Genomic DNA, 11950 nt, shown 5'->3' on the forward strand with positions numbered 1-11950 from the left:
GCACCTCCCGCCCCGGCACCCCCGCTGAGCTTGAGCGGCCCGGCGGGGCCTCCAAAGGGGGTGACGGGGGACGGTTACGCAGGTGACGCGGTACACAGCCTCCACAGCGATCGGCCGCCGCCCCGACGGGTACGTTCGCTCGTAACGAGCCACAGCCGCCGCGAGCGCCCCGCGCCGAGGACGGCTTTCACGAACGTCAGGGAGGTCATCGACGTGCCCCTACACGCGTCCCCGGACAGCCCCTTCTCCCTCGCCAACCTCATGACGGCGGTGACCGACGCCGTCCCCGACCGGATCGCGCTGGTCGCCGGAGCGCGCCGTCTCACCTACCGCGCCCTGGAAGACCGCTCCACCCGGCTGGCCCGGCACCTGGCCGCGGCCGGTGTGCGCCCCGGGGAGAACGTCGCGATCCTGTCGTTCAACCGCGCCGAGTGGGTGGAGGCCTTCCTGGGCGTCCTGCGCGCGGGCGCGGTGCCGGTCAACGTCAACTACCGGTACGTGGCGGGCGAGCTCCGGCACGTGCTCTCCGACTCGCACGCGGTGGCCCTGATCGCGGAGGACTCCCTGGCCACGACGGTGGCGACGGTCCGCTCCGACCTGCCGCGCCTGCGGCACGTGCTCCTGTTGGAGGACGGTTCCGAGCGCGACGCCTCGCTGGACGGCGTGGACTACGAGGAGGCGCTCGCCGCGCACGGACCCGACGCCGGGCACGGAGCGGCGGAACTGCCCGTGACCAGCGGCGACGACCACTACCTGCTCTACACCGGCGGCACCACCGGCTACCCCAAGGGGGTGCTGTGGCGCCAGGCGGACGTGTTCCGCGCGGCCGTGGAGCGGCGCGACCCGGGCGCCCCGCGCGCCGGGACCCCGCTGGACGTGGCCGAACGCGCCGCGCGCTGCTTCCCGCTGCGGATGCTGGTGCTGGGTCCGCTCATGCACGCCGCCGGGCAGTGGAACGCGCTGAGCATGCTGCTGTGCGGCAAACGCGTGGTGCTGTCCACGGACCGCAGTTTCCGCGCGGACCGGGTGCTGGAGCTGGCCCACCGCGAGGGCGTGCACGCGGTGCAGCTGGTGGGCGACGCGATGGCCCGCCCGCTGGCCAGGCACCTGCTGACCGAACCCGACCTGTGTCCCGACCTCACCTCGGTGCGCTCCGGCGGCACCCCGCTCACCCCCTCGGTGCGCGGGCTGTGGCGGGCCTGGCGTGAGGACGTGGCCCTGGCCGACGCCTACGGCGGTTCGGAGACGGGCGTGTGCGGTTCGGCCACCGCGCCCGACGAGCACACGAGCGTCGCGGACTCCGCGGACCGGCGCAGCTTCATGATGGGCGGCAGCATCGCGGTGCTCGACGGTGCGCTGCGCCCGCTTCCGCCGGGGTCGGTCGAGGTCGGCCGGATCGCCCGGACCGGTCGGATCCCGCTCGGCTACTACAACGATCCGATCGCCACCGCGCGCACGTTCCCCACGGACGGTGAGGGGCGGCGCTGGGCGCTGTCGGGCGACTACGGCACCCGGGCCGGGGACGGCTCCATCGTGCTGCTGGGCCGGGGCAGCGTGGTGATCAACACCGCCGGGGAGAAGGTCTACCCGGAGGAGGTGGAGGCCGTGCTGAAGGCGCACCCCTCGGTCGAGGACGTGATCGTGGTGCCCTCCCCGGACGAGCGGCTGGGGCAGAAGGTGACGGCCCTGGTGTCGCTGGCCTCCGGCTCGGCTCCGGACGAGGGGGCGCTGCGGGCGCACTGCCGGGTGCGTCTGGCCGGGTTCAAGGTGCCCCGGACCGTGCACTTCGTGGACCGGGTACGGCGTACGGCGGTGGGCAAGCAGGACTACCGGTGGGCGGCGTCGGTGGCCGGGGAGGACCCGGCCGCGCCCGCCGTTCCGACCTCGCCGCTGTCCGGTTCGTACCGGACCTGAGACCGTGCTCCGGTCCGCCGTCGTCACGATCTGTTTTCGGACCAAGGACCTCGCGGGCTGATACCTGACCAAAACCCCGATTCTCAGGGCTCTCGGACGTCCTCACCCCGTTCGGCGCCGCTAGAATTGGCGCAGCCCGGCCCGGGGCCTGACGGCTCTCCTCCCCCATCGCACGGCCCGGGCGGCAAACATCCGCGCGGGCCGGAGTATCGAACCGGTGGAGGTCGTCCCCGCGACCCGCGCTGTACAGCACCCCTTTGACCCGCCGGTCGACCGTGCACACGGGACCGGCGGCCCCATCAGGACGGAGGACGGCGCCCTCTCCCGGGAGACTCCCGGGCCAGCGCCCGACAACATGGCCAAGTCAGTAGGCTCCTACATCTTCAACGCGGTGCGCGGCGGGGCCGTCGGCACCTCCGAGGCACTGCCCGGCATCAGCGGCGGCACGGTCGCACTGATGGTCGGCCTCTACGACAAGCTCATCGGTGGCGCGGGCCACGTGGTCAGCGGCATCAAGCGCTACGTCACGGACGTGCCCCGGGGCCGCGGCAAGGAGCGCGCCCAGGAGCAGTTCCGCCAGGTGGACTGGTCGGTGCTCGTCCCCGCCCTCATCGGCATGGCCCTCGCACTCGTCCTGGCCGCCGTCTTCCTCGCCCCGCTGGTGGAGGCGCACGCCCAGTACGCCTACGCGCTGTTCTTCGGCCTGGTCCTGGCCTGTCTCTGGATCCCCTACACCGGCGCGGGCAAGAAGTGGAAGGCCTGGCACTACGCGGTCGCCCTCGTCTTCGCCGCGCTCGCCTTCACGCTCACCGGCCTGCCCGGCGCCAACCTGCCCACGCACCCGGTGGTGGTCTTCTTCGCGGCGGCCGTCGCGATCTGCGCCCTGGTGCTGCCGGGCCTGTCGGGTTCGTTCATCCTGCTGACCCTGGGCCTGTACGAGCCGACCATGGCGGCCCTGCGCGCGGCGGACCTCCCCTACATCACCGTCTTCGTGCTCGGCATGATCACGGGTCTGGCCCTGTTCGTGAAGGTGCTCCAGTTCCTGCTGGAGAACCACCACCACATCACCCTCGTGGTGCTGACCGGTCTGATGGCGGGTTCGCTGCGCGCCCTGTGGCCGTGGCAGGACGAGAACCGCGACCTGCTGCCGATGACCGACGTCCCCGTGACGCTCGCCTTCGCCGTCGGCGGCTTCGTGGTGGTCGTCGGCATGATCATCTGGGAGCAGCGCAGGCACGCCCAGCAGGAGCGGGTGGAGACCCGCCACAACGTCACCGTCTGACCGCGCGGAGGGGGACGGTCCGCCCCGGCGGGCCGTCCACTACAGTCGGAACCACCACAAACCAACACTGATGCCGGGGCCGCGAGGCCCCGGCGGCGCGGGGTGCCGGAGAGACTCCTCCCGGCTGAGAGCACACCCGTCGAACCTGCCCTAGTTCGTACTAGCGAAGGAACGCCAATGAGCGCGTACAACGTCGTGTCCATCGCCGGAAGCGACCCCAGCGGGGGCGCCGGCGTCCAGGCCGACCTGAAGTCGTTCTCCGCCCACGGAGTCTTCGGGATGACCGTGGTGACGGCGTTGACCGCCCAGTCCACACGCGGGGTCACCGGGGTCCACGGTGTCCCCGCGTCCTTCGTCACCGACCAGATGGACACCCTGTTCACCGACGCGACCGTGCACGCGGTCAAGGTGGGGATGCTGTCCACGTCCGAGGTCACCGAGGCCGTCGCGTCCGCCGTGGACCGCTACGGGCTACCGAACGTGGTCGTGGACCCGGTGATGGTGGCCAAGAGCGGGGACCGCCTCCTGGAGCGGTCCGCGATCGAGGCGCTGCGCACCGTCCTGCTGCCGCGCGCCGACCTGCTCACCCCCAACCTTCCCGAGGCCGCCGACCTGCTCGGTGAGAGCGAGGCCACCAGCCTCAAGGAGATGCGGGGGCAGGCCGAACGCCTCCTCGAACTCGGTCCGCGCCGCGTCCTGCTCAAGGGCGGGCACCTGCCGGGTGAGGAGAGTGTCGACCTGCTGGTCGACGGGGTCGCGGAGCCGGTCGAGTTCCGCGCCGGGCGGGTGGCCACCCGCAACACCCACGGCACCGGCTGCACGCTCTCCTCCTCGATCGCCGCGCTGCTCCCCCAGCGAGCGGACACGGTGGCCGCCGTGGCCGACGCCAAGGCCTACCTCACCGAGGCCCTGCGCCGCGCCGACGAGATCGACGCGGGCGGCGGCCAGGGACCGGTGCACCACTTCCACGCCTGGTGGTGACCGGACGACGCCAGACAGAAGGGGGGACCGGCCACGGCGGCCGGTCCCCCCTCTCGTCGGCCGGGGGAGGTCCCCCGGCCGAGCGGGCACTACTTGCTGACGTCCTCCATGATCACGTCCGGGTTCCGCCAGTCCTTGTGGCTGAAGAACTTGCGCGTCTCCGAGCTGATCAGCCCGGACAGCAGGATCAGACCCACCAGGTTGGGCAGCGCCATCAGACCGTTCGCGATGTCGCTGAAGAGCCACACCGAGTCCAGGTTGGCCACCGAGCCCACGAAGATGACGACGATGAAGAGCAGGCGGTAGGGCAGGACCATGCGGCGTCCGCCCAGGAACTCCACGCAGCGCTCACCGTAGTAGGACCAGCCCAGCAGGGTGCTGAAGGCGAACACCGTGACGGAGAGCGCCACGATCACGGCACCGGCCGACCCCATCGAGGGGCTGATCGCGCCCAGCCCCTCCGTCATGGCCTGCGAGGTGAGCAGCGATCCGTCCTCGGCCCCCTCCACCTGCCACACCCCGGTCACGATGATGACCAGGCACGTCATGCTGACCACGATGATCGTGTCGATGAAGGTCTGGGTCATGGAGACCATGGCCTGACGGACCGGCTGGGTGGTCTTGGCCGCGGCGGCCGCGATACCGCCCGTGCCCAGACCGGACTCGTTGGAGAAGATGCCGCGCGCGAAGCCCAGCTGGAGGGCGAGCAGGACACCGGCTCCGGCGAAGCCACCGGTCGCCGCGGTCCCCGTGAACGCGGAGGTGACGACCAGCTGGAGCGCGGGAAGCAGCGACTGCCAGTTGACGGCGAGCACGATCAGGCAGATGCCGACGTAGCCGATGATCATGACGGGCACGAGGGCGGAGGTGACGCGCCCGATGCTCTTGATACCGCCGAGGATGACGGCGCCCGCGGCGATCATCAGGATCAGCCCGATGATCCACGTCTCCACACCGGTGACGCTGTTCATCTGCTGGGCGACCGTGTTGGCCTGGGTGCCGTTGCCGATGCCGAACGCGGCGATGGCGCCGAAGACCGCGAAGGAGATGCCGAGGAAGGCCCCGAAGCGGCCGCCGACACCGTACTTCAGGTAGTACATCGGGCCGCCGCTCTGCTCGCCCTTGGCGTCGGTGCGGCGGAACTTCACGCCCATCAGGGCTTCGCTGTACTTGGTGGCCATCCCGAAGATGCCCATCACCCACATCCAGAACAGCGCTCCGGGGCCACCGATACCGATGGCCAGGGCCGCTCCGGCGATGTTGCCGACGCCGACCGTCGCGGCGAGGGCCGTGCTCAGCGCCTGGTAGTGCGAGATGTCGCCCTGGACCGACTCGTCCTCCTTCCGGCGGACGAAGGCCAGCCACAGGGCGTGCGGCAGCCGGAACAGCTGGATGAGGCGCAGCCGGACGGTGAGGTAGACACCCGTCAGGAACAGCAGGGGAATGAGGACGTACGGTCCCCAGATGATCTCCGACAGAACGCCGGCCATCTCTAGGAGGTGGTCCACGGAGGACCTCTCTTTCGGTGATTACGCGGGGTAGGGGGCACCAGCGGTGCAATGGGGGGGAACCAGGACCCTCGGAAACACGTTGGAACCGGTGGACACTGTTCGGTATCGGGAAAGAATGGCACTGACGCGTAACAAACAAATCACGCGAGGTCAGAATGCGTGTTACGGCTTACGATCGTGTCTTCTCCGCGTGTCCCGACTCCGGGATCCGGTCTGCCGGACTACCCCTCGCCACCTTCCCCGGTCTCCCCCTCGACCTGCGCCAGGGCGAGTCTGCTGAGCAGCGCGGCCGCCGCGTCCGGGTCCGCCCCCTGCCCCACCGCCACACCGAGCAGGTAGGTCGTGAGCGGGGCGGCCGGGCGGGCCACGGAGTGGGCGGCGTCGCGCGCGAGGTCGAGCACGCGGTCCACGTCCGGTTTCCGGAGGGGGTCGGTCCCGGTCAGGTCCAGTTCCGCTCGGACCAGTTCGGACCATTCCACGAGTGTCACCACACGGCTCCTTCGGGCGTTCTGTCGGTCACGTTCGGCGATCACGGCCATGCCGGGGTCACCCGTCGGTCAGTCGACCGTGCGGGCTGCGTCACCACCTGATCGGCCAACCCGTGTCGGCGCTTCGGGCGAGGTTCTCCCGCCCGGCGACCCGGGTTCACTCCCCGACCCTAGCGTCGGAGGCACCCACCACTCGGCGTGACACCTCGGCGTTGGGAGCCCCGCATGTCCCCCACACCCCCGCCCTCCGTCCACCGGCCGCCCCTGCGCGTGGCCATCGTGACCGAGTCCTTCCTCCCGCAGGTCAACGGGGTCACCAACTCCGTGTGCCGGATCAGCGAGCATCTGGCGGCCGAGGGTCACCAGGCCCTCGTGCTGGCCCCGGGCCACGGCCCGACCTCGTACGCGGGCTTCCCGGTCGTACGGATGCCCGCGCTGCCCCTGCCCGTGTACCGCGACTTCTCCATGGGCCTGCCCGCCCGGCGGACCATGACCGCCGCGATCCGCGCGTTCGCGCCCGACGTGCTGCACCTGGCCTCCCCCGCGCTGTTCGGCGCGACGGCGGTGGACGTGGCCCGCAGGTGGGCGCTGCCCACCGTGGCGGCGTTCCAGACCGACCTGCCCGGGTTCGCCGGACGTTACGGCCTGCCCGGTTCCGAGGCGCTGTGGTCGCTGCTCCACCGCGTCCACTCCGCGGTGGACCGCACGCTGGTGCCGTCCTCGGCCACCATGGAGGCGCTCACCGGCCGGGGGTTCCCCCGGCTGGACCTGTGGCGCCGGGGCGTGGACACCGCGCGCTTCTCCCCCGACCACCGGTCGGCGGAGCTGCGTCGTCGCCTGGCCCCGAACGGGGAGGTGATCGTGGGGTACGTGGGCCGCCTGTCCCGCGACAAGCGGGTGCACCTGCTGGGGCACCTGGCGAGGTTGCGGGGGATGCGCCTGGTGGTGGTCGGGGACGGACCGGACCGCGCCCGGCTGCGCCGCCTGCTGCCGGACGCCGTCTTCACGGGGCAGCGGACCGGGGCCGACCTGTCGCGGCTCTACGCGTCGCTGGACGTGTTCGTGCACACCGGCGCGGACGAGACCTTCTGCCAGGCCGTGCAGGAGGCGTTGGCCTCGGGTGTTCCGGTGGTCGCCCCGGAGGCGGGCGGCCCCGTGGACCTGGTGGCTGACGGGCTCAACGGCCTGCTGTACGGGCCGGACTCGATCCGTGAGCTGCGGGTGGCGGTGGGCCGTCTGACGCGTAACGCGGAGGTGCGGGCCCGGATGGCGGCCGGAGCCCGGCCCTCGGTGGCGCACCGCACGTGGCGGTCGGTCAACGCGGAACTGGTGGAGCACTACCGCGCGGTGATCGCGCCGAGCCACGAACTGGCCGCCCGCCGCGAGCGGGTGACGGCCGGGGGCGCGTGACCGGCCCGGGACCCACCCGAGGAAGCGTGACGGGACCCTCCCTGGGAGAGAGAGGGAGGGTCCCGTCGGTGGTGACCGCCTCACCCCGTATAAGAGAGGCGGGCACGATCCGGGTGCGGGCGCGGGGTCAGTGGACCGGCTGCGCGACCGCCGTCGGGGCCGGGATCACCGCGCTGGGCGACTGGGCGTCGGAGCCCGCGCCGTCGGAGAGCAGCGACCCGAGGACCTCGGTGAGCCGGTCCAGGTGGGCCCGGATCCACGGCAGGGCCAGCGGGTCCTCGGCGGACAGCGCCGCGTACCGCTTGTCCTCGGAGTCCCCGTACAGGAGGCTCGTGGCCACCCGCATCCGCAGGGCGGCGGAGCTCTCACCGAACTCGACGGCGGGCAGCACCCCCATGCCGAAGTGCTCCAGGAGGTGCCCGGTCAGCTCCGGGCCGGTGGTCACTCCGTGCAGGGCGGACAGCCGCTCGCGGACCGGCTCGAAGTCCGGGTAGAGGTAGAAGGCCGCCGCCGGGGGCGCGACGAGGGCGCCGGCCCCGGTGAAGACGTCGGCGACGGCGCGGGCCACGATGCCGTGCAGTCGGCGGCTGCGGTCCACGTGGTCACGCAGCTCGACCGGCTCACCGAAGGCGTGCGCGGCCGCCTGCTGGACGGGAGCGGCCGGGCTGGACCAGATCTCGCTGGCCACACCCAGCAGGCCGCCGCGCAGACGGTGGCCGATCTCGGAGTCGGGCAGGCGCAGGACCCCGATCCGCCAGCCGCCGAGGGCCAGGTTCTTGCTGAGCCCGGTGGAGATGACGGTGCGCTCGGGTGCGTACTCGGCCGGGCTGTGGACCTCGGCGCGCTCCCGGCCGTGCTCGTCCACGTGGACGAGGTCCCGGTAGATCTCGTCGGAGATGATCACCAGGTCGAGCTCGCGGGCGACCTCGGCCAGGCGGCGCACGGTCTCCGCCTCCGCGACGGTGCCGGTCGGGTTGTCCGGAACGGTGACGATCACCGCGTTGACGGTGCGCCCCTGTTCACGAGCGGCGGTGACGGCGGCGTGCAGCAGGTCGGGCTGCGGTACCCCGCCCTGGCCGGTGGCGGTCGGCACCATCACCGGGCGCTGCCCCACGAGGCGGCTCTGCGCGGCGTAGCTGACCCAGCTGGGCGCGGCGATGGCGGTGTCCCCGCCGATCTCCAGGAGCAGGCTGTAGAGCAGGGGCTTGCTGCCCGGGCCCGCGATGACCAGGTCGGGGTCGGTGGGCAGCCCCCGGCGGTTCCAGTACCCGGCGGCGGCCTCGCGCAGGTCGCTGGAACCGGCCACGGGCCCGTAGGAGTTGGCCGCGTTGCTCGCCGTGAGCTGGTCCCGCATGACCGGGTGCACCGGCAGACCGGCCTCACCGAACCCGAGCGGAAGCACGCGCACCCCTTGGCGGCGCTTGTCGTTGAGGGCTTCGTTCACGGCGAGGGTGGCGGACACAGTGACGGTCATGGATGACTCATCTCCGGCTTGTCGTTAGGCGCTGACCACCGGTTGAGCTGGGCTCTCGTCCAGCTGGTGGCCTCTCACACCACAGCCTGCCCAGATCACGCCATCAGTACAAGCGAGTCTTTTCGATGCTGAGCATAAGATGACCTAATGCTTGACCTTCGACGACTCCAGCTCCTCCGCGAGTTCAGTACCCGGGGGACCATCGCCGCGACCGCGCACGCCCTGGGATACACGCCTTCGGCGGTCTCCCAGCAGCTCGCCACCCTCGAACGCGAGACGGGGGTGGCGCTGCTGGACCGGTCCCCGCGCGGCGCCGAACTGACCGACGCCGGACAGCTGCTGGTGAACCAGGCCGAGGAGATCCTGGCCCTGGTCGAGGCGGCCGAGTCCGTGCTGGCCGAACAGTCGAACATCGCCCTGGGCGTGGTGACGGTGACGGCCTTCCCGACCGCCGCCGTGGCCTTCGCGCCGCTGCTGGCGCCGCCGCTGCGCGGCTACGAGGGCATGCAGCTGGTCCTGAGGCAGACCCTGCTGGCCACCGGCACCCAGAAGGTGCGCTCCCGCGAGGTGGACATCGCCCTGGTCGACGACTGGACCGGGCAGCACCCGGGCCGGGGGCCGGACAGCGGCCTGCGCCACGTGCACCTGCTGCGGGACCCGATGGTGCTTGCGGTACCGGAGGGCCACCGGCTGGCCGACCCGGAGGTCCCGCTGGTGCTGGACCAGATGCTGGGCGAGTCGTGGATCGTGGCGCCGGAGGGCGAGCGTTCCCGCCACGGCACGGAGAAGCTGTTCGCCGAGGTGGGCGGGTTGCCCGCGGCGACGTGGGAGTTCGAGGGGCTGGGCACGATCCTCAGCCTGGTCTCGCGGGGCATCGGGATCGCGGCGGTCCCGGCGCTGGCCATGGTGGGCGCCCCGGCGGGCCTGGTGTACCGGAAGTTCCCCTCGTCACCGGAGCGGCACGTGTACGCGGTGCTGCGTCCGGCCTCGCTGCGGCGACCGGCCGTGCAGGTGACCCTGTCGGCGCTCCGGGACGCCGCCCGCAGCGTGGAACGGGAGCTCAGCCCGGTCTCCCCACGTGTCCAGGGACCCCGGTGACGGCGCGGGGACGCGGTCCCCGCGGGCGCGCACACGGCCCGCCCCCTCAGGGGACGGGCCGTGTTCGGTGTTCTCTCGGGCGCTTCCGGTGGCCTGTTCGGGTACCGGTCACGGGTCGTTGCTCCGTCGGCGCGCCTTGTCGATCCTGCGGCGGAGCTTGCGACAGACGTGGCGAGCACGGTCGCGGTCGTCGCGGGCGTTCCACCAGCGCGCGTAGGCTTCCAGTCTTCTTTTGCGCAGGGAGTCCAGCTCGGCCTCCATCCGGGTCACCCGGTGCTCCAGGTCGATGCGTTCTCGTTCGAACGACGACATGTCGCGCTCGTGGAAACCGGCCTCACGCTCGGCACTGACCAGCCGATCCGTGAGTCCCTCGGTGACGTTTCCACCCCTGGCGATCCGGCTGACGCCGGCCTGTCCGCTGATGCCTTCGAACCACACAGTTCTGGTCTTTCCTGTGGCGGCCCAAGATCACCGATCGCTACGCAAAGAATGCAGAAAGTGTTCAAAGTGGACTTTTTGGGATGGCACCCCTGGACACGGTTCCCGCTCTACGCCACCATGACCCGCTCGGACTCCGGGCGGCCCCGGCCGCGCCCGCGAAGCCGCGTGTAGACCGCCTCGAACCGCTCCAACGACCGGTGGTGGTCGTGCCCCCGGGCGATCTCCCGGCTCGCCCGCCCGAGCTCCTCGCGCCGCCGCTCCGAACCGAGCACCGACAGCAGGCGGTCGGCCAGGTGCACGTGGTTCCCCGGAGGGAACAGGAAGCCGTTGCGCCCCTCCTCCACCAGGTGCGGCAGCGCCATCGCGTCGGCCGCGACCACGGGCAGCCCCGTGGACATCGCCTCCAGGGTGGCGATGCTCTGGAGCTCCGCCACGCTCGCGATGGCGAAGACGTCCGCCGCCGCGTAGACCATCGGCAGGTCCTCGTCCGGCACGAAACCCAGGAAGAACACCCGGTCGGCCACGCCCAGCCGGGCGGCGAGCGCGCGCAGCTCCGCCTCACACTGCCCGGTTCCGGCCAGCACCAACTGCGCGTCCCGCTCGGGGACGGTCATCGCCAGCGCGCGGATCGTGTCGTCGATCCGCTTCTCCTCGTCCAGCCGCCCCACGAAGGCCACGGTGTCCCGTTCGGGCAGGCCGAACCTGCCCCTGGCCGCCGCGAGGTCCCCGGCCCGGGGGTGGAAGCGGTCGAGGTCGATCCCGCAGGAGATCGCCTCGATCTCCCGGGCGAACCCCCGTTCCCTCAGGAGCTCGGCCGCGCGCGGGGTCGGGGTCGTCACGTGGTCGGCCTCCCCGGCCACCCGGACCATGTCCCGCCAGGCCAGGGAGCCCGCCGCGCGCTGCATCGGACGCGGCACGCGGGCGTGGGCGTACAGGTTGTCCGGCATGAAGTGGTTGGTCAGGACGACGGGCACGCCCTCCGCCCTGCCCCGGCGCAGGGCCGCACGGCTGAGGGGGAAGTGGCTCTGCACATGGACGACGTCGGGGTCCAGCCGCCGCACGATCCGGGCGATGTGCCCGCCCATCCCCAGGGGGACGGCCGCCCGCATCTCGGCCTGGAGGGGGATCAGGGCCGAGCGCAGTCGGTGCTCGGTGACGTTCCCGTTGACCGTGACGTGGGGTTCGCCCCGCTCTGAGGGGCACACGACGTGCACCCGGTGCCCGCGTTCGGCCAGCCCCTCGGCCAGGCGGAACGTGAAGTAGCCGGCACCGTTGACGTCGGGCGGATAGGTGTCCGAGGCGATCAGGACGCGCAGCGGACGGTTGGGCTGTGCCATCTGGGAACTCCCTG

The 11950-nt window shown here is 71.9% G+C and carries 10 protein-coding genes and 1 riboswitch; of the genes, 5 read left to right on the forward strand and 5 right to left on the reverse strand.

Annotated features, from left to right (window positions below; all coding sequences use genetic code 11):
- The first annotated feature begins 213 nt into the window (after positions 1–213).
- The 3 genes from AC0VYM_RS21820 (at position 214) to thiD (ending at position 4177) form a co-directional block, all read left to right on the forward strand.
- A complete protein-coding gene (locus AC0VYM_RS21820; protein ID WP_475455057.1) occupies positions 214–1914 on the forward strand; it encodes an acyl-CoA synthetase in 1701 nt (566 codons plus the stop codon).
- Between the two features lie 355 nt (positions 1915–2269).
- On the forward strand, positions 2270–3196 hold the full coding sequence (locus AC0VYM_RS21825) for a DUF368 domain-containing protein (protein ID WP_475455059.1): 927 nt from the start codon (positions 2270–2272) through the stop codon (positions 3194–3196).
- Between the two features lie 88 nt (positions 3197–3284).
- Positions 3285–3385, forward strand: a riboswitch (TPP riboswitch).
- Positions 3374–4177 (forward strand): bifunctional hydroxymethylpyrimidine kinase/phosphomethylpyrimidine kinase, encoded by an 804-nt coding sequence (gene thiD / locus AC0VYM_RS21830; RefSeq protein ID WP_475455061.1) that lies wholly within the window; start codon positions 3374–3376, stop codon positions 4175–4177. Its footprint overlaps the riboswitch before it by 12 nt.
- Positions 4178–4266: 89 nt before the next feature.
- Here the strand turns inward: thiD and AC0VYM_RS21835 are convergent, their stop codons facing one another.
- Complete coding sequence (locus AC0VYM_RS21835; protein ID WP_475455063.1) at positions 4267–5685, reverse strand: alanine/glycine:cation symporter family protein; 1419 nt, start codon at positions 5683–5685, stop codon at positions 4267–4269.
- 224 nt (positions 5686–5909) lie between these two features.
- Positions 5910–6176, reverse strand: a complete 267-nt coding sequence (locus AC0VYM_RS21840; protein ID WP_475455065.1) for a DUF6457 domain-containing protein — start codon at positions 6174–6176, stop codon at positions 5910–5912.
- 225 nt (positions 6177–6401) lie between these two features.
- Between AC0VYM_RS21840 and AC0VYM_RS21845 the strand changes: the two genes are divergently transcribed.
- Complete coding sequence (locus AC0VYM_RS21845) at positions 6402–7586, forward strand: glycosyltransferase family 4 protein (RefSeq protein WP_475455067.1); 1185 nt, start codon at positions 6402–6404, stop codon at positions 7584–7586.
- Between the two features lie 127 nt (positions 7587–7713).
- On the opposite strand, the gene AC0VYM_RS21850 is transcribed toward AC0VYM_RS21845, so the two are convergent.
- The gene (locus AC0VYM_RS21850; RefSeq protein WP_475455069.1) at positions 7714–9060 is read right to left on the reverse strand and encodes a pyridoxal phosphate-dependent aminotransferase; all 1347 of its coding nucleotides are present in this window, start codon (positions 9058–9060) and stop codon (positions 7714–7716) included.
- A gap of 147 nt (positions 9061–9207) precedes the next feature.
- On the opposite strand from AC0VYM_RS21850, the gene AC0VYM_RS21855 reads away from it, so the two are divergent.
- Positions 9208–10158 (forward strand): LysR family transcriptional regulator, encoded by a 951-nt coding sequence (locus AC0VYM_RS21855; protein ID WP_475455071.1) that lies wholly within the window; start codon positions 9208–9210, stop codon positions 10156–10158.
- Positions 10159–10266: 108 nt separating this feature from the next.
- On the opposite strand, the gene AC0VYM_RS21860 is transcribed toward AC0VYM_RS21855, so the two are convergent.
- Positions 10267–10596: a hypothetical protein gene (locus AC0VYM_RS21860; RefSeq protein ID WP_475455073.1), complete on the reverse strand. Its 330-nt coding sequence runs from the start codon at positions 10594–10596 to the stop codon at positions 10267–10269.
- Positions 10597–10706: 110 nt separating this feature from the next.
- A complete protein-coding gene (locus AC0VYM_RS21865) occupies positions 10707–11936 on the reverse strand; it encodes a glycosyltransferase (protein WP_475455075.1) in 1230 nt (409 codons plus the stop codon).
- Positions 11937–11950 lie beyond the last annotated feature (14 nt).

The organism is Nocardiopsis sp. iso_237, from assembly GCF_056173345.1.